Consider the following 19,566-nt stretch of genomic DNA (forward strand, 5'->3'; position numbering starts at 1 on the left):
GCTAAAATGAAAGCGCTTATCTACTGCTAACGCCTGTGCGGCGCCACTATTCCAAACTTCGCTATCCGCCGATACAACGTCGCCCGCGATAAACCCAGCGTCTGTGCCGCCACGACGGGCCGCCACTTTGCATCGGTCATCGCTGCGAGTATGCGGGCGCGTTCCAGTGTTTCGCTTTCAGACAACGCGGGTTGCGTTACCGGTTTGGTGGCTTCGCGGGGTGTCGGTGTCGGCGTCGGGCTTCTGGAAGCGCGTAGGACAGGTGGCCTCACGCGCGCATGCAGCGGTGATCCCGAGCCCACCAACCTGAACGAGATGAGATCGCGTCCGGGGCGTGCATCGAGCAGGCGTTCGGCGCGGATATCGAAGAGTTCGGAGACGTGGCGCGGCAACTGATCCAGCGCCGGCACACATTCTTTCGCGCGCCGGTTAGCGGCGATCGCGTAGCCGCGTACATCGAAGGCGATGAGTATTTCCGGCTGCGCCTCAACGTAATGCCGGCTGCGGTGCGCGAGCAAGACCCAGCAATGCGTGGTTGCGTTGAGAAAGAAACCGTCCTCGATCAGCAGCGCACTTTGCCGCACGATATGGTTGACCAGCCGCTGACTCTCGCGCTCTTCGGGTGAGCGCACGGCTGACGCATCCAGCACGCCGATCAACTCGCCTTGCACGCCGAAGATAGGCGATGCGCTACATGTCAGCGTGGTGAACGCCGCGCGGAAATGGTCGGTCTTGTGGACGGTGATCGCCTCGGCGTCGAGCAACACCGACGCAACGCCGCATGTCCCCTCTTCACGCTCAGACCAGCACGAACCGGGATACAGACCCGCGCGCTTGAATTCGTGGCGGCGATCACGATCCACCCGGTAGTCGATAGTCACGCCCGCTGCATCGGTCAGCATCACGCAGTAGTCGGCTTCGCGCACGGTTTCATGCAGTCGCGAAAGACATTGGCCCGATGCCCGCAGCACGGTTTCTTCACGCTGCTGGACATCGCGCAATTCGGGAACGGTCAGGATGCGCGGACCAACAGTCGCGCCCGGATCGAGATGATATTGCTCCAGCGACCGCCGGTACGATGACGCCAGCCGCGACGCATCGGCACCCGGGCTGATCATGCGGCCTTCTATCACGTTGCGCACGCGATCGATGTGTCTGGTCTGCGAAACATACGGCATGAGGAGCCTCCGGCGGATTCGGTGCGCTCGCGCCATTCACGACACGCTGCAACCCGAAAACTTAAACGCATGATGACGTTTTAGCATGCGTATTCGGGGAGATCACACCGCAGTGCACCATCGAGGTTGATGAGACATTTGTCTCAATCGACGGCGACGTTATCGACGCCGCGTTTCGTCGAGCGCAGCCATCTTCCGGTAGAGCGTGTTACGCGATACGCCAAGCATTCGCGCCGCCGCCGAGAGGTTACCGGCGTGTGTCTCAAGCGCTGCCGCGACAGCCGACAACGCGAGATCGTCCAGGCGCGCGCTGTCCTTCACCGGCCTCGACAATGTCCTGGCGTCGCGTTCGTCATCGAAGAAATCTTGCGGCAGATGATCAAGGCCGATACACGTTTCACGGTCGTCGAGCATCGCACACGCGGTCCTCAGCACGTTCGCCAGTTGCCGAAAGTTTCCTGGCCACGAGTGGCGGGTGAACGCCGCCAGAACCTCGGGCGAAACCCTGATGGGCGTACCGCTCGGACGCTCGGCACGAAGGATCTTTTCAACGGTCACGGCGAGATCGGTACGCTGGCGCAACGGCGGCAACGTCACCAGCAGACCGTTGATCCGGTAATAGAGATCCTCGCGGAATTCGCCAGCACTGACGCGCTCGCGCAGATTGCGATTGGTCGCGCAGATCAACGCGAAATCCACGGGCACGGCGCGCGTGCTGCCGAGCGGCGTCACCGTGCGCTCCTGCAGCACACGGAGCAAACGGCTTTGCAATGAGAACGGCATATCGCCGATTTCATCGAGGAACAAGGTGCCGCCATCGGCTTGCAAAATCTTGCCGCACGCACCACGCTTCGATGCGCCCGTGAATGCCCCTTCCTCATAACCGAACAACTCCGCTTCTATCAGCGTGTCCGGGATCGACGCACAATTCAACGCAACGAATGGCCCGTCGCAACGCGGCGAGTCACGATGCACCGCGCTCGCCAGGACGTCTTTGCCGGTACCCGTCTCGCCGCCAATCAGGATCGGAATATTTTTACCGATCACCTTGCGCACCCGTTCAACGAGCGCCGCAACCTGAGCGTCGCCGGTCATCAGGTAACGCAGGCCGGAGAGTTTGGGTTGGGGTTCGGGGACGCGTTTGCGAGGGACGACGTCGGTGACATCGCCGCTATCCGTCGAGAGCGAAACGGCCGTCGAGCGCCGCAGATCCGCGCTGGCAAATACGTTGACGCCGCTGTGCAGGCAGAGCGAAATCGTGCGCTCGACGGGCGTGCCCACACCGCCGCGCATCCGGTCGAATAATTCCCCGCACGAGACGTTGAACAACGATGACAAGGTATGCGCGCGCAACGAGGCCAGCGGCAAGCCGAACTGAAATTGCGCGCTGCGATTAGCCGATAGAAAGCGCCCATCGGCCCTGAACGCAGCAATGCCTTCCATCAACGTGCCGATAAACTCGGGCCGTCCGTGAAAATGGATTCGCAATGCTTCAGGAAAGGCGCTGGTGAACAAATGGTTCTCGATCATCTGCGCGGACATCTTGGCAAGCGCCATGGTATGACGGCTGTGGCCGCGACAATCGCCGGTAACGTCGAGAACGCCTAGCAACTCTCCGAATGGATCAAGAATCGGCACGCTGGAGCACGCAAGAAACCGGTTCGCGCGCAGGTAATGCTGGTCACCGAGCACCATGGTGGCGTCGCCTGCGGCAATGGCTGTGCCAATTGCGTTGGTGCCCTGCTGCTGTTCGCTCCATAGCGCGCCCGGACGCAACGCGACGCGGTCGGCACGGGCGAGAAAATCGTCGTCGCCGAGCGAATGCAGGATCAGCCCTTCGGAGTCGGTCAGTACGACCATGCTGTGCGTATTGGCGATCTGCCCGTAGAGCGTTTCTATGACGGGCAGCGCATGCGTGGAGAGCGCGCGATTCTGCTCGCGCTTGAGCCGGAGCTCCGCTTCACCGAGCACGCCGTAGTCGGGCCGCATGGTGTCCGACAGGCCGAAGCCGCGGGAACGTTCGTGCGATTGCCTGATGATATCCAGCCCTTCCATACGGCCGGCATGATTGCCGGCCAGCAGCGCGGATCGGCTTGATCCGATTGAACGGTCGATAGAAACCGGGTTCATAACCATTGTCTCCTCCGCCAGCATTCGCGGAGGGAGTCGGTCGTCAGCTCCGCCCGTCGCGTGGTCGATCGAGACAATGTACCACTGCTACAGCGTTCAATCCCGCGTTTAACCCGTCACGCGCTCGACCGGATGATGCTCGAGCCAGGCGGATTCGATGTCGTCGAAAAGGCGCGACCGCGTGAGAAAACGCAACCCGCTGGGGCGTTCCAGCGAAAACATGCCGCCATTCCCCGGCACGCAATCGATGATCAACTGTGTGTGCTGCCAGTATTCGAATTGCGATTCGCTCATGTAGAACGGCACGCCGGCTAGCTCGCCGAGCTTGACGTCCGACGAACCGACCATGAATTCGGCAACCGGAAAACACATGGGGGCACTGCCGTCGCAACAACCGCCCGATTGATGGAACAACACCTGCCCGTGTTCGGCCTTCAGCTTATCGATCAATTCGATCGCCGCCGGCGTGGCGACCACGCGCGAAACTTCTTCTTCGGTCATAAGGGTTTCCACTGAACACACACTATGGCGAGCCGCAGCGCGGCCCGCCATTCAGATCACGCAACAACCGCTTTGATCAGAAGAAACCGAGCGGCTTTTCGCTATAACTCACCAACAGGTTTTTCGTCTGCTGATAGTGGTCGAGCATCATCTTGTGATTCTCCCGGCCAATACCCGATTGCTTGTAACCACCGAACGCCGCATGCGCCGGATAGGCGTGATAGCAGTTCGTCCACACACGTCCGGCCTGGATGTCGCGGCCGAAGCGGTAGGCTCGCGTACCATCGCGCGTCCACACGCCCGCACCGAGGCCATAAAGCGTGTCATTGGCGATTTCCAGCGCCTGCGCTTCGTCCTTGAACGTCGTTACCGACACCACCGGCCCGAAGATTTCCTCCTGGAAGATGCGCATCTTGTTGTGACCGCGGAAGACGGTCGGCTTCACGTAGTAGCCGTTCTTCAACTCGCCATCGAGCGCATTGCGTTCTCCGCCGATCAGGCATTCCGCACCTTCCTGCTTGCCGAGATCGATATATGACAGGATCTTTTCAAGCTGCTCCTGCGAGGCTTGCGCGCCGATCATCGTCTTCGAGTCGAGCGGATGTCCCTGGCTGATTGCCGCTACGCGCTTGAGCGCGCGTTCCATGAAGCGATCGTAGATCGACTCTTCAATCAGCACGCGCGACGGGCACGTGCAGACCTCGCCCTGATTCAGCGCAAACATGGCGAACCCTTCGAGCGCCTTGTCGAAATAGCTGTCGTCCGCGTTCATGACATCGGCGAAGAAAATGTTCGGGCTCTTTCCGCCGAGTTCGAGCGTCACCGGAATCAGGTTCTGGCTGGCGTACTGCATGATCAGGCGGCCAGTCGTGGTCTCGCCGGTGAACGCGATCTTCGCAATCCGCTTGTTCGATGCCAGCGGTTTGCCCGCCTCCAGCCCAAAGCCGTTGACCACGTTCAGCACGCCGGCCGGCAATAGATCCTCGATCAACTCGATCAACACCAGCAGCGAAGCGGGCGTTTGTTCGGCGGGCTTCAGCACGACGCAATTGCCGGCAGCCAGCGCGGGCGCCAGTTTCCATACCGCCATCAGGATCGGGAAATTCCACGGAATGATCTGTCCCACCACGCCTAGCGGCTCGTGGAAGTGGTACGCGACCGTGTCCTCATCGATTTGCGAAATCGAGCCTTCCTGGGCACGCACGCAACCGGCGAAATAGCGGAAATGATCGATGGCCAACGGAATGTCGGCGGCCATTGTTTCGCGTAGCGGCTTACCGTTGTCGATGGTTTCCGCCACCGCGATGCGCGTCAGGTTCGCTTCCATCCGGTCGGCGATCTTGTTCAGGATGTTCGCGCGCTCGGCGGGTGAGGTCTTGCCCCAGGCGGTCTTGGCTTTGTGCGCTGCATCGAGCGCGAGTTCGATATCGGCTTCGCGCGAGCGCGGGATGGATGTGAACGCTTCGCCCGTGATTGGCGAAATATTATCGAAATACTCACCACCTACCGGCTTGACCCATTGACCACCGATGAAGTTGCCATACTGCTTTTTATACGGGAAGTCGGTGTTCAAAAATTGCATCTCGGCGTGATTCATGTGCGTGCTCCTCGCATGTCGGTGAGAATGACCGCCGCGACCATGATTGCCGCGACCGGTGGGACCATGCGTGCGAGATGCGTGCCAATGGCTGTCTTGCACGTGGGCACGGGCGGTGCGGGTTTTCCGCTTGTGCACGAGGATGATCAGGCGTTCCGTTTTGGAACACCTGCGTCGGGATTCGTGTTGAAACGGAACAGTGACGCGCAGCGGATTTGTTGTGCAAACTATGGACGGGCCGTTCATTACGAGTGGTCGGGGTCAGTGCTGGGGCGGTGGTTTCGGCGGTAGTGGTCGGGGGTCAATGCCGGGTTGGTGCTTTCGGCGGTAGTGGTCGGGGTCAATGCCGGGTTGGTGCTTTCGGCCGTGGTGGTCTGCGAGAGTCGGATTTTCTCTTTATCACTATTAGCCACTGTGCGTGGCGGCACGTCATTTCTTTGTCCAAAGCGACAAAGAAACGAAGCAAAGAAAACGCTTTCAACCACGCTACCCTAAGTGTCCACAGCGTGCAGTTTCTATTCATAGGTGCCCCAAAAGCACGGTGCTCGCCAGAGCGAAGGATGTGTGAACCCCTCCTTCTCGCGAATCCTGACACGAACACGCTTCGCCCCGTACGCTCTCGGGCAAGCACCCTTGCCAATGAACCCGCACGGCCTTACAGGTATTTATGGCTGCGGTTTTTTGACGGGTTAGCTGCTGGTCCGTGCGACCGTATTCATTCGCCACAGCTTGATGCGTGTTTGTGGTTACTGCTTCAGTTTTTGTGAATTGGCTGCGCGTTCTGTACAGCTATTTTCGTCGGTTACGGCCACCCGCATCTTCGTGACCTCGTTTCCTGGCGGGTTGGCGACGTGGTTCGACATGCGTGAAATTCGGTGGTTGGTTGTCCGCGGATAGCGCGGGGTGCCCCTTGGGCAGGTTCAATCACTGGTGGCGAAGCGTGTGGGTATCGGTGTTCGGAGAAAGAGGGGTTCACACATCCGTGGTTCTGGCGAGCACCGTGCTTTTGGGGCACCTATGAATGAAAACTGCACGCTGTGGACACTTAGGGTAGCGCGGTTGGAAAGCGTTTTCTTTGCTTCGTTTCTTTGTCGCTTTGGACAAAGAAATGACGTGCCGCCACGCACAGTGGCTAATAGTGATAAAGAGAATATCCGACTCTCGCAGACCACTAACGCCGAAAGCACCAACCCGGCATAGACCCCGACCGCTAACCCAGAACCGACCATCCCCGGCATCAACCCTGCCCACTAACCCGAACTTTGACTCGATCGCAAACATAAGCTATTGATTTCGTGATGTTATGCGTGCGAGCGCAGGACGGCTACTGGGTACAAGCAGCGTTGACATTCAGAAGGCGGAAGGCCTTTTCTTGAATGGGCGTGGACCGAGTGGTCATGATGATCTTGGCGTCTGGATTGAGCGGCGTGTGGCAGACGTTGTAGGTAAGCGTAGCCAAGTCGTCGAGTAAGGTGCGAAAGCTGTGGACCGGCAAGCCATCCTCGGTGAGCTTGGAGGCGTCCTTGGCTTTCGCCTGTTCCGAACGTTGCGCCTTGGCCACGGGCGAAGGCCGGACCGCGCGCGCTTGCTCGACGTATTCATCGTCAAACAGCATTGGCTTTAACTTCTCGCGCATGTGCCACTCGACGTAGTAAGCGAGCATGCACAGAAAGACATGCGCGCGCACGCGCTCGGCATTCCAATGGAATATCGGACGGACCTGCAAATCAACCGTCTTCAGCGAACGGAAGGCCCGCTCCACGACCGCCAGGCCCTTGTAGGCCGTCACAGCCGCCTCGGCTGACAGAGCCGCTGCCGGCAAACTCGTACGCACAACATACAGACCATCAAGCGCGGCCTCTTGCTGGATCTGCTCGGTCTTGCGCTGCCAGCTCAAGCCCGAGTCGGTGATGTTCAATTCGAAGTGCTTGGCCATTTTGAAGTGATCGATGATACGGCCCACGCGCAAGGCAATTGCCTCGATGCCCTTGAGCCGGTTGCGTACGCGCGTGGTCGCTTCGGCGATCTGGGTCAGTTCCTGTTCGGTGGCCTGTAACAGCGCCTCGCGTTTGCGGGTGCGTTCCTCGGCCAACAACGGATTGCGGCACACTACCAGCCGCTCGCCGGGGAACGCTTCACTCGTCACTTCGAGCAGGTTGCGCTCATCGAACAGCGTGGGCTGGAACGGTCCCTTCTCGCGGGCGAGCGCGGCCATCTGCGGGGCGCGCAGGCTGCTCACCCAGTCCAGGCCGGCCGGGCGCAAGAGCGTATCGATACGGGCTTGCGTGAGCATGCCCCGGTCGCCCACCCAGGCGAGCTTGTCGATCCCGTAGCGCTCTTTGAGCTTTGCGACCTGAGGCGCCACGGTGGCCGGATCGGCAGTGTTGCCGGCGAAGACTTCGACCGCCACCGGACATCCTTCAGACGTGCAGATCAAACCGAACACGATCTGTGGGTCGTCACGCTTGCCATCGCGGCTGTAGCCGTGCGCGGCGAGCTCGCAACGGCGTCCGGTCACCCACGTGGAAGTGAGGTCGTAGAGCACCAGCGTACTGCCGCCCAGATGCTGCCTGGCAAGCCGCTTCTCGATGCCCTCTTGAGCCTCGCCCAACCAGTCAAGTGCGGCATAGACCTGCTCGCGTTCGACGTCCACGAGTCCCAGCAGGCGCGATAGCGAGTGGGTTGCGCTCTCCTCGCGCAACATGCGATGGGTGGCGAGCTTGGAGGCGGGCGACACGACGCGCGCCACCAGCAGCGCCATGATCACATTGCGCAGCGGCGCGGGCGCCCCCGCGAACCACTGCTCGGCTCCACAGGAGCGCGCCGCGCCAAGCACGGCAGCCACATGCCCGTGCGGCAAACTGCGTTCGATCACGAAGGCCTCATCGACCGACGACACCGCGACGCCACCGCGAAGCAGGACCTTCAAGCCTTCGATCACTTCAGTGGGCAGCGACGACAGGTTCGCGAGGGTGCGCTTCTTGACCTTGTTGCCGTCGCGATAGGACTCGCGCAGCAAGATCGCGGGCGGTGAGTTGCGGTTGGGGACATGTTCGATATACATGAACACCAAGTAAAGCATATTTAACGAAAAAAACAAGGATAAAACATGAATTTACATGGCTACATTTACCTTTCAAAAATAGCCGCAACCCAATACTGATGTGGGTTTCGGCTAATCGATTAGTAAAAGTTCGGACTAACCCCCGCTCCCCAAACACCATCAGCCCCTCCCCAGTGCGAACGAAAGCCAACTTCCAAATTCACCCCGTCTGCCGCTCGACAATATGAAACCCAACATCGACCACGTTCGCTTCCTTCTCGCCTTTCAACCGCGCTAACAAACAGTGCGCCGCGCTCACGCCAATGCGCGTTCCGTCCACGCCCACAGTCGTCAACTGCGGACTCGTTTCCGAAGCAAACTCCAGATCGCCGAAACCGCAGATAGCCAGTTGCGACGGCACGTCAATACCCCTGCGTTTTGCCTCGCCAAGCACGCCGATAGCAAGCAGATCCGAGCCGCAGAAAACCGCATCGAGCGCGGGCACCCGCTCAAGAAGCTTCGGCAATGCGGCCTTGCCGATCAATACCGAACTGGGCGGCGCGACAATCACATCCGCTATATCGTGGATCCCGGCCCGCGCCAGCCGCTCCCGAAAACCGGTGATACGTGCAACCGCGCGATCATCATTGGCCGACACAAGGCCCGGATGCAAAACCCCTCGCGCAAGGAACCGTTCCGCAACCGCAACGCCCACCTGGTAATGCGAGAAACCGACAAGCATATCAATCGGCGTTTCCGTCATGTCCCATGTTTCCACAATCGGAATGCCGAGATTGCGCAACCGTTCACGCAACGAATCCGTATGCGCCACGCCCGTCAACAACACCCCTTCAGGACGCCGGCTCAAAACGGCATCAAGCAGCGTTTCCTCACTAGAATCGCTGTAACCGCTCAACGCAAGCAGCACCTGATAACCGGCCTTCGACATGGTCTCGCTGAACACCTGAATGGTCTGGGAGAACAACGAGTGCGCGATAGTCGGGACAATCGCCGCAATCAACCGCGACTTCGACGATGACAACCCGCCCGCCAGCCGGTTAGGCACGTAACCAAGCTTCTGCACAACCTGACGCACGCGCTCGAGCGTTTCCGGCGCGACCGTTTCCGGATTGTTGAAAACACGCGAAACAGTAATGGGCGAGACGCCAGCGGCGGCCGCGACGTCGGTGATGCGCAGCCCTTTCGGACCGCCGCGCGACCGCTTGACGGGCACGGCCGGTGCTTCGTCCTGAGCATCGATGGAATAAGCGGTCGGCTTGTCGTTCGGCATGGTTCGCTTGGTTGCAGTAGGGCCTGACACCGGTATCGTAGTCAACGCCGATCGAGCCTTGTCATAAGAACGATACCGCTGAGCCCTACGCCGCTTCCGCCCTCCGCCCATTGGCCACCTCCTGCATACCGTCATGGCGATCGCGCCGAATCAAAACCAGCGTGACGACGCCGAACGTAAAGAGACACGCAGCGGGAATCAGCATGGGCGTCTTCGTGCTGCCGCTCACCTGCCGGACCCATGGCACCAGATTCTGCGCGATAAAACCACCCACATTACCAAGCGAATTGATCGCCGCGATCCCGGCTGCCGCACGCGCGCCGGTCAGGAACTTCGACGGCAGCGTCCAGAAACACGGCAGGAGCAAATACATGCAGGGCGCGCCAAGACTCAACGCCATGAAACGCAACGTGTTGGTCGGCAGGAACACGCTGCCGAGAAAGAACACCACGCCGAGTACCGACGCACAAAGCATCGCGATCATCGTGCGGTCGGCAGCGCGCAACTTCGACGGCAACCACGCGAGCACGATAGTCGCGAGCAGCCACGGCACGATATTGATCAGGCCGTTGACGGTATTGCTCACACCGAACCCCTTGACCAGTGTCGGCAACCAGTAGCTCACACCATACACCGACATGGACAGCATCATGTAATACAGCGCCATGCCGATCACGCGCGGTTCCGTCAACACGCTCAGAAACCTTGTTTTGCCCGTTTCGGTTTGTGCCGCGAGGGCGCGTTCGTTATCGAGCGTGTCGGCGAGCCATTTCCTTTCGGCATCCGAAATAAATTTCGCTTTGAGCGGAGACGCAGGCAAATACAACAGCACGACAGCGGTCAGAAGAAGAGAGGGTATGCCCGTGACAATGAACACAAGCTGCCAGCCTTGCAGACCAAGGAGTCCCCCCTTGTCCAACAGCCAACCGCAAATAGGCGCGCCCACCATGTTCCCCAGACTGCTGCCCACCGTGAAATACCCCAGCATCCGCACCCGATGCCGCGATGGAAACCACAAGGTCAGGTAATAAATCACGCCAGGATAAAGCCCGGCTTCGGAAGCACCGAGCAGGAAGCGCAGCACGTAGAACGTCGTGGCGTTTTTCGTGAATGCGAGGAGTACGGTGACAATGCCCCACGTCAGCATGATGCGTGCGATCCAGCGCGGCGCGCCGTACTTGTGCAGCAGCACGTTGCTCGGCACTTCGAAGATCAGATAGCCGATGAAAAACAAGGACGCGCCAAGCCCATACGCAACTTCGCTCAAACCGAGAGTGCCCAGCATCTGCAGCTTGGCAAAACTGATATTCGAACGGTCGATATACGCGATCAGATAGAGCAGGCCAAGCAGCGGCATCAGCCTGAATGCCAGCCGGTTGATCAATGGCATTTCATCTACCGCATGCGGAACAGTACTCACCGTGTCTCCTGCGCTCGCTGCGTGCCGGCGAGCCGTTATAGGTCCGACGTCGATACGTTGTTATTTTTTTGCCCGCCATTGCGCGTAGGCCGCCAGCGTTTCCTCATTCGGCGGATAGGTCCCGCGCAGCGGCCTGCCTTCATCGATACGTTGCGAGATGAAGATTTCCAGTTGCTCCTGTTCGCTCGCATCGCGCGCCACGTCTTCCGCCATTTCGCGCGGCACGATCACGACACCGTCCACATCAGCGACAACAATATCGCCCGGATACACCGCCACGCCGCCGCACGCGATCGGCACGTTCATATCCACCGCGTGATGTTTCGCCAGATTCAGCGGCGCGCTCGCACCCGCACACCATAGCGGCAATCCCAGTTCCGAAATCGTGCCGCTGTCACGCACCGGTCCATCGGAGACCATGCCCGCCACGCCGCGCTTCGCCAGCCGCAGCGCGAGAATCGATCCCACCGATGCCACCGTGCGGTCCCCACGACAGTCCTGAACCAGCACGCTGCCCGGCGGCGCACTCTCCACCGCCTTGCGCTGCGGATGGTCGGGGTCCTGGAACACACCCACGTGATCGAGGTCTTCACGCGCCGGAATATTGCGCAGCGTGAACGCAGGTCCAACCAGGTTCGGTGCTCCAGGCGCGGGTTTGACGAGTGGCGCAACGCCTTGCAAGAACACGTTGCGCAAGCCGCGCTTGAACAACTGCGTGGTGAGCGTAGCCGTGCTGACGTGACGCAACAATTCCAGCGCGGCGGCGCTGACGGGGGTGTCGGATGGGTTCATAAGGAGTGCTCTGAATAAGTTAGTGAATCTCGGGTTCGTCGCGATGCGCGCCCGTCGTTGCGGCCACGGCCTCTGACGATGCGGCTACCGGCTCTTCCAGGAAATCGAAGTCGCAGCCCTTGTTCGCCTGCGTGACGTGAAGCTGATGCATCACGCCAAAACCGCGTTCGAACGGGCGCTTCGGGGCCTTCCACGACGCCTTGCGGGTGGCGAGTTCTTCATCGCTGACATCGAGATGCAGGCGTCGGTTCGGCACATCGAGTTCGATCATGTCGCCGTCCTTCACCAGCGCAAGCGGACCACCAACGAACGATTCCGGCGCCACATGCAACACGCACGCGCCGTAGCTCGTGCCGCTCATGCGAGCGTCCGAGATCCGCACCATGTCTCTCACCCCCTGCTTCAGCAGCTTCTGCGGAATCGGCAACTGGCCCCACTCCGGCATGCCGGGAGCGCCCACCGGACCTGCGTGTTGCAGCACGATCACGGACTCGGCGGTGATATCGAGTTCGTCACTGTCGATGCGCGCCGCCATATCCGCGTAATCCTTGAATACGACGGCCGGTCCGCGCGCCTTCAGCAGATGTTGCTCCATCGCGGCCGGCTTGATGACCGCGCCATCCGGTGCGAGATTGCCGGTCAGCACCGCGAGGCCATCGCGTTCCACCAGCGGATTGGCGCGCTTGCGGATCACGTCTTCGTCGAAGATCTCCGCGCCCGCGATGTTCTCGCCGAGCGTCGTCCCGCTCACCGTCATCTGCGTGCCGTCGATCAGGCCGCCCAGTTCCACGAGCAATGCGCGCAAACCGCCTGCGTAGAAGAAGTCTTCCATCAGGTATTTGCCGGCCGGGCGCAGGTTGGCGAGCACCGGCGTGATGCGCGCGAGTTCGTCGAAGCGCGCGGTTGTCAGGTCGATACCCGCCCGGCGCGCCACCGCCACCAGATGCACGATCGCGTTCGTGGAACCGGACATGGCGAGCACAGTGGTGATGGCGTTATCGAAGGATTTCGCGCTCAGGATGTCCGATGGTTTCTGGTCGGTCCAGACCATCTCCACAATCCGCTGTCCGGTCAGCGATGCAAACTGCGCGTGGCGCGAATCGACTGCGGGTATCGATGAAAAGCCGGGCAGAATCAGGCCGAGCGATTCAGTGGCCGTGGTCATGGTCGACGCGGTGCCCATCGTCATGCAGTGACCGGGCGAGCGCGCAATCCCGCTTTCGATGCCCTTCCACTCCTCTTCCGTGATCTTGCCCGCACGCAGTTCGGCCCAGTATTTCCATGTGTCCGAGCCGCTGCCGAGCGTGCGGCCGTTCCAGTTGCCGCGCAGCATCGGACCAGCCGGCAGAAAGATGGTGGGTAAATTCATGCTGATTGCGCCCATCAGCAGGCCGGGTGTGGTCTTGTCGCAGCCGCCCATGAGCACGCAGCCGTCGAACTGATACGACTTCAGCAATTCCTCGGTTTCCATCGCGAGGAAGTTTCGGTAGAGCATGGTGGTGGGCTTCTGGAACGGCTCGGCGAGCGTCATCACCGGCATCTCGACGGGGAAGCCGCCAGCCTGCCACACGCCGCGCTTGACCTCTTCAACGCGCTGCTTGAAATGCGTATGGCACGAGTTGAGCTCGCTCCACGTGTTGACAATGGCAATCACCGGCTTGCCCATGTAATCGGATGGGTGATAGCCCATTTGCGCGGTGCGCGAACGATGTCCGAACGAGCGCAGATCGTTCACGCCATACCAGCGGAAGCTGCGTAATTGCTCAGGGGTCTTGCGGGGGACCGTGGGGTTCGACGACACGCTTATTCTCCTTGGTAGCGTTACCAAACGCTTTTGAATGAGCGAATGGTAGCGCTATCATTCGAGAACATCCGTAGGGGATTACACCAATAAGCGGATAGTTCTTCGCAAATGAAATCTGGACCGGTGCAAAGAAACCTGTCCTCGGCTTTTCGAGCACATAAATCTGGCCTGGAGAGATACCGGGCGCGAAAACATGGTGCGACGTATGCTTCTTCGCACCATGTTTCAGCTTCCTTGATTCCTTCCGGTCCCAAGCGGCTCAGGTCACTGTCGAAGCCGCTAAAAGCGCCTGCGTATAACCATGCGCAGGCGCTTGCAACACTTGCAGCGTGTCGCCGCTTTCCACTATTTCCCCTGACTTCATGACCACCACCCGATGAGCCATCGCGCGCATCACCGCGAGATCGTGCGTAATGAATAAATAGCTCAGCGTGTACTTCTTTTGCAGCCGCGTGAGCAACGCGAGGACTTGCTGCTGGATCGATACATCGAGCGCGCTGGTGGGTTCGTCGAGGACCAGCAATTCCGGTTCGACCGCCAGCGCCCGTGCAATTGCAATCCGTTGACGCTGCCCGCCGGAGAATTCGTGCGGATAACGCGGCATGACGTCGGCGGGCATGCCAACCTCTTCCAGCAACGCAGCCACGCGCTGCCGCCGCTCGGCAGGCGTCACTTCCGGACGATGCAAAGCGATCCCCTCGCCCACCACCTGCTCAATCGTCATTCGCGGCGAGAGCGAGCCGAACGGGTCCTGAAAGACAACTTGCAAGCGCTTCGATGCCATGCGCCGCGAGCTTGTGCTTTTCAGTGTGGAAAGCGGCTGCCCGTCGATATGAATAAACCCTTCGGCCGGCTGTTGCAGGCCGAGAATAGTGGCGGCCAGCGTCGATTTTCCGGAACCCGATTCGCCCACGATGCCAAGCGTTTCGCCGCGCTTTAACGTAATGTCGATATTTTTCAGCGCGCGAAACGACGACCGCGTGAACGTCGACTTCCAGCCCTTCGACGGCATCCGGTAATCGACCGCAAGCCCCTGCACTTCGAGCAGGCGTCGCGCGTTCGATGCAACCGGCTCGACATCGCGCACAGGCTCGCTATCGAGCAAGCGTTGCGTATAAGGATGCTGCGGATTCGCGAACAGTTCAGCGGTCGAATTGGTTTCCACCAGCACGCCCTTCTCCATCACCGCCACGCGCTGCGCGAAGCGCTTCACCAGGTTCAGGTCGTGCGTGATCAGCAGTACCGCCATGCCTCTGTCCGCCGCTTCCTGCTCCTGCAACTCAATCAGCAAATCCACAATTTGCTGCCGCACGGTGACGTCGAGCGCGGTCGTGGGTTCGTCGGCGAGCAGCAAGCGCGGACGGCATGCAAGCGCCATGGCGATCATAGCGCGCTGCCGCTGGCCGCCGGAAAGCTGATGCGGAAAACTGTCGATACGTCGTTCCGGTTCGGGAATTCCGGTACGGCGCAAGAGCTCGATACCTCGCTCGCGCGCCGCGTTCGGCCGCATGCCCTCATGCAGCCGCAGGCTTTCGGCAATCTGCTTGCCGATGGTAAATAGCGGATTGAGCGCGGTCATCGGTTCCTGGAAGACCATGGCGACGTCGCGGCCGCGAATGCCGCGCCATTGCTGCTCGCTTTTACGCAGCAGATCGTCGCCGTCGAGCAGAATCCGGCCGCTCTGCCGTGCGTCTTCGACCAGTCCAAGAATCGACAAAGCCGTCACGCTCTTGCCCGATCCGGATTCACCGACCAGCGCAACACGCTCACCGCGTGCAATGGAAAGATTCAAATCCTGGACGACGGTTTTATCGCCGAAGCGGATGGAGAGGTGGTCTAGTTGCAGTAGGGCCTGAGTCACTTTTGCGCGCCTCCGAATGCAGAACCGCGCTTGCGGGTGTCGAGCGCATTGCGTAACGCATCGCCCATGAAGGTCAGCAATAACAACGTCACGACGAGCGTGCCGAACGCCGCGCCGGATATCCACCACGCGTCCAGATTGTTCTTGCCCTGTGCGAGCAGTTCGCCCAGGCTCGGCGTGGGCGCGGGCACGCCCAGCCCCAGAAAATCGAGGCTGGTCAGCGCAAGAATGGCCGCGCTCATGCGAAACGGCAGGAAGGTGATCACCGGCGTAAGACTGTTCGGCAATACGTGACGCCACATGATCTGCGCATTCGACAAACCCATTGTGCGAGCCGCCTTCACATAATCGAGCGACCGGTTACGCAGGAATTCGGCGCGTACGTAGTCCGACAGCGTGAGCCATCCGAACATCGAAAGGAGGATAAATAACAGCCAGAGCGTAGGTTCGAATATCGACGCGAAAATGATCAGCAAATAAAGATCCGGCATGGAGCTCCATATTTCGATCAGCCGCTGCCCGATCAGATCGGTCCGTCCGCCGTAGAACCCCTGCACTGCGCCCGTCAGGACGCCCAGCAAGACGCCCGAGACGGTGAGTGCGAGCGCCATGAGCACAGAGAGCCGGAAGCCGTACAGCAAGCGCGAAAGGACATCGCGGCCGAATTGGTCGGTGCCTAGCCAGTTCGACGCTGAGGGCCTCGCCGGATTCGGAGAATTGGCGAAGTAATCGACCGTGTCGTAGTGAAAATGGACCGGTGGAAAGATTGCGAAATTGCCGTTCGATTCAAGGCGCTCGCGTATGTAGGGATCGAGATAGTTTGCGCGCGCGGGAAAATCTCCGCCGAAGGTCTTCTCCGAATAGTTCTTGAAAATGGGAAAATAATATTGACCCTCGTACTGGATCACGAGGGGCTTGTCGTTCGCAATCACCTCGCCGAGCAAGCTGATCAAAAACAGTGACGCGAACAGGATCGTGCTCCAGTAGCCCAGGCGTTGAGCCTTGAAGCGCAGCCATACGCGCTTGCCGGGGGAAATCGACGGCGGCTGGGCTTGCGAGGCGAGCCCGCCGGCTGTCTCAGCGGTCCAGGCGGTCGAACTGGATACGGGGGTCGACGAGGACATAGCAGACGTCCGTAATTAGCTTGGTCACGAGACCAATCAGGGTGAATAAATAGAGCGAACCCAGCACGACGGGGTAGTCGCGACGGATCACCGAGTCGTAGGAAAGCTGGCCCATGCCGTCGAGCGAGAACAGCGTCTCGATCAGCAGATTGCCGTTCAGGAACGCGCCGATAAACGCAGCGGGCAAGCCGGTCAGCAGCGGGATCATTGCGTTGCGCAGCACGTGTTTCCACAGTACGTCGCGTTGCGGCGCGCCTTTTGCGCGCGCGGTCAGCACGTACTGCCGGCTGATTTCCTCAAGGAACGTGTTCTTCGTGAGGAAGGTGACGATCGCAAAATGGCCGACCACGGCCGCCGTGACCGGCATCGCGATATGCCACAAGTAGTCGAGTACCTTGCCCGCGATACTGAGTTGGTCGAAGTCATCGGAGGTGAGGCCGCGCATGGGAAAGACTTGCCACAACGTGCCTCCGCCAAACAACATCAGCAGCAGCACGCCCAACACGAAACCGGGTATGGCGTAGCCGGTCAGCACCAGAATGGTCGTGACGGTATCGAAGCGTGAACCGTTGCGCACGGCCTTCGAGATCCCCAGCGGCACTGCAATGAGGTAGGTCAGCAGCACGGTCCAGAGACCGAGCGTGATGGACACCGGCAGCTTCGACCGGATGACGTCCCATACGCTTTGATGCTGGTAATAAGACTGCCCCAGGTTGAAGCTCGCATAGTTTTTCAGCATGAGGAAATAGCGGACTAGCGGCGGTTTGTCGAAGCCGAACTCTTTCTTCAATTGCTCGACTTGCTGCGGGTCTACGCCCTGGCTGCCGTGATACCCACCCCCTCCGCCGGCTTCGCCGCCTTGATTTCCGCCGTGGCGCATTTGCACCATCACCTGTTCAACGGGTCCGCCCGGCACGAACTGCGTGACAACAAACGTAAGCGTGAGCACGCCGATCAGCGTGGGGATCATCAACAATAAACGTCTGAGAATATAGGTTGTCATGGTGCTTGGGTCGATGTGAACTGAGCGGAATCTGGCTTCACGAACCAGTAACTGATCAACCAGTCCTCGGTACCATACGAGCGCGGAATGACCTCCGGATGTCCCATGCGCGACCGGTAGCCGACACGCGAATTTGGCGCGTAATACTCCGGCACGAGGTAGTAATCGTTGATCATTACCCGGTCAAGTGCGCGGGTTGCCGTTTCGAGTTCGCCCAGCGTTTGAGCCTTGAGCGCCGCATCGATCATGGCGTCGACGGCTTTCGACTTCGCACCGGGATAATTCTCCGAGCCGGTCTCCAATGCCGCTGCACTGCCAAAACGCCGCGTCAGTTCATTGCCGGGAATCGTGACCGGATCATATATATGCGTGATCATGTCGTAGTCGAACGTGCTCACGCGCTTTTCAAAGAGCGCGCTGTCGAGTTCCCGCATGCGCGCCTGAATGCCGAGCGTTTGCAACTGCCGCACGTACGGCATGATGATCCCGTCCATGCCCGGCTGGTTGTCGATAATTTCTATGGTCATGGGCGTGCCCGCTGCATTGCGCAACGCCCCGTCGCGATAATGCCAACCTGCCTCATTCAGCAACGCTTGAGCTGCGCGCAAATTGCCGCGCAGCGAGTTCGGCGGCAACGTGTTGGGTGGCTGGATCATTGGACCGAATACAGCGGGCGGGAGGCTCGATCTATACGGTTCGAGAAGCGCGAGTTGCTTCGCGTCGGGCAGACCGGTTGCGCCAAAAGGACTGTCCTGGAAATAGCTGCCCGTACGACGGTATTGATTGTAGAAGTACAGACGGTTCAGCCAGTCGTAATCGAACGCCATCGTCAGCGCCTGACGCACGCGACGGTCCGCGAACTGCGGCTTGCGCATGTTGAAAATCAGGCCCTGCATTCGCGCCGGACCATTCGGAAAAGCTTCTTTCCTGAGCGTCCCGTTATTGAAATTCTTGCCAACATATTTGCGCGCCCACGAGGACGACGAATACTCCACGCGCATATCCACGCGGCCCGCCTTGAAGTCTTCCCGAGACGAATACGCGTCTGCGAACAAGCGAAACGTAATGCGCTTGAAACGATACATGCCGCGCCGCGAAGGTAGGTCCGCCGCCCAATAATCCGGATTGCGCGTGTAGGTAATCTGCTTGTCGTTCTTGCGCTGTTCGATCAGATACGGGCCGCTGGCGATCGGCGGCACGTTCGCAATCTGATCGAACGGCGGGCGCGTACCGTCCGCTTTCATGCCCCACTTCGGCGAGAAAACGGGCAGGTCGCCCGCGATCAACGGGGCATCGCGGCGCGCTTCCTTGAAGTCGAAGCGCACGCTCAGTTTATCAACCACGGTAGCGCTCGAAATATTCGCGAACTGCGAGTTGAAGATTGGCGAAACCTTCGGGCTTAGCAACGTGTCCAGCGAATACTTGACGTCAGCGGCGGTAATCGGATCGCCGTTGGAAAAGCGCGCGCCGGGATTGATATGGAACGTCGCGGACTTGCCATCGGCGGCCACTTCAACGTCGTCGGCAATCAATGCATATTGCGAGGCCAGCTCGTCCCAGCTGCGCTGCATCAGCGTGTCGAACATCAGGTTCTTCAGGTCGGGCGCAGGGGCGCCGCGGATGAGAAACGGGTTCATCGAATCGTAGCTTTGCGCTGCATCGTAGTTCTGAAAAATCATGTCCCCGTCATTCGGCGCACCGGGATCGGCATAGTCGAAATGCGTGAAATTCTCCGGGTATTTAGGCGCGTCGTACTGCGCGATCGATGCCTTTCCGAACGCCGGACTCGCGAGCACAAGTCCGGCCAGCAACATCAAACGGT

General features: G+C 59.9%; 13 protein-coding genes. All 13 read right to left on the reverse strand.

Annotated features, from left to right (window positions below; all coding sequences use genetic code 11):
• Positions 1-26: 26 nt before the first annotated feature.
• On the reverse strand, positions 27-1,178 hold the full coding sequence (locus tag ACSQ36_RS34240) for a GAF domain-containing protein (RefSeq protein ID WP_436185491.1): 1,152 nt from the start codon (positions 1,176-1,178) through the stop codon (positions 27-29).
• A 159-nt stretch (positions 1,179-1,337) separates the two neighbouring features.
• Positions 1,338-3,308 (reverse strand): sigma-54-dependent Fis family transcriptional regulator, encoded by a 1,971-nt coding sequence (locus ACSQ36_RS34245; protein WP_436185492.1) that lies wholly within the window; start codon positions 3,306-3,308, stop codon positions 1,338-1,340.
• 108 nt (positions 3,309-3,416) lie between these two features.
• Positions 3,417-3,809, reverse strand: coding sequence for a DUF779 domain-containing protein (locus tag ACSQ36_RS34250; protein ID WP_436185493.1), 393 nt, complete (start codon positions 3,807-3,809; stop codon positions 3,417-3,419).
• A gap of 76 nt (positions 3,810-3,885) precedes the next feature.
• Positions 3,886-5,406 carry an aldehyde dehydrogenase gene (gene adh, locus ACSQ36_RS34255; protein ID WP_436185494.1) on the reverse strand — a complete coding sequence of 507 codons (1,521 nt, stop codon included), beginning with the start codon at positions 5,404-5,406 and terminating at the stop codon, positions 3,886-3,888.
• Positions 5,407-6,730: 1,324 nt separating this feature from the next.
• A complete protein-coding gene (locus tag ACSQ36_RS34260; protein WP_436182231.1) occupies positions 6,731-8,470 on the reverse strand; it encodes an IS1634 family transposase in 1,740 nt (579 codons plus the stop codon).
• A 199-nt stretch (positions 8,471-8,669) separates the two neighbouring features.
• Positions 8,670-9,740: a LacI family DNA-binding transcriptional regulator gene (locus tag ACSQ36_RS34265; protein WP_436185495.1), complete on the reverse strand. Its 1,071-nt coding sequence runs from the start codon at positions 9,738-9,740 to the stop codon at positions 8,670-8,672.
• Between the two features lie 85 nt (positions 9,741-9,825).
• On the reverse strand, positions 9,826-11,130 hold the full coding sequence (locus ACSQ36_RS34270; RefSeq protein ID WP_436186446.1) for an MFS transporter: 1,305 nt from the start codon (positions 11,128-11,130) through the stop codon (positions 9,826-9,828).
• A 90-nt stretch (positions 11,131-11,220) separates the two neighbouring features.
• Positions 11,221-11,952 (reverse strand): ribonuclease activity regulator RraA, encoded by a 732-nt coding sequence (locus tag ACSQ36_RS34275; protein ID WP_213765215.1) that lies wholly within the window; start codon positions 11,950-11,952, stop codon positions 11,221-11,223.
• 19 nt (positions 11,953-11,971) lie between these two features.
• Positions 11,972-13,753, reverse strand: a complete 1,782-nt coding sequence (gene araD, locus ACSQ36_RS34280; protein WP_436185496.1) for an L-arabinonate dehydratase — start codon at positions 13,751-13,753, stop codon at positions 11,972-11,974.
• 262 nt (positions 13,754-14,015) lie between these two features.
• Positions 14,016-15,617, reverse strand: coding sequence for an ABC transporter ATP-binding protein (locus tag ACSQ36_RS34285; RefSeq protein WP_436185497.1), 1,602 nt, complete (start codon positions 15,615-15,617; stop codon positions 14,016-14,018).
• A complete protein-coding gene (locus ACSQ36_RS34290) occupies positions 15,614-16,741 on the reverse strand; it encodes an ABC transporter permease (RefSeq protein WP_436185498.1) in 1,128 nt (375 codons plus the stop codon). Before ACSQ36_RS34290 ends, ACSQ36_RS34285 begins: the two co-directional genes overlap by 4 nt.
• Positions 16,695-17,744, reverse strand: coding sequence for a microcin C ABC transporter permease YejB (locus tag ACSQ36_RS34295; RefSeq protein ID WP_436185499.1), 1,050 nt, complete (start codon positions 17,742-17,744; stop codon positions 16,695-16,697). Before ACSQ36_RS34295 ends, ACSQ36_RS34290 begins: the two co-directional genes overlap by 47 nt.
• The gene (locus tag ACSQ36_RS34300) at positions 17,741-19,558 is read right to left on the reverse strand and encodes an extracellular solute-binding protein (protein WP_436186447.1); all 1,818 of its coding nucleotides are present in this window, start codon (positions 19,556-19,558) and stop codon (positions 17,741-17,743) included. Before ACSQ36_RS34300 ends, ACSQ36_RS34295 begins: the two co-directional genes overlap by 4 nt.
• Positions 19,559-19,566: the final 8 nt, after the last annotated feature.

Source organism: Caballeronia sp. LjRoot34 (assembly GCF_964253815.1).
Lineage (GTDB): Bacteria > Pseudomonadota > Gammaproteobacteria > Burkholderiales > Burkholderiaceae > Caballeronia.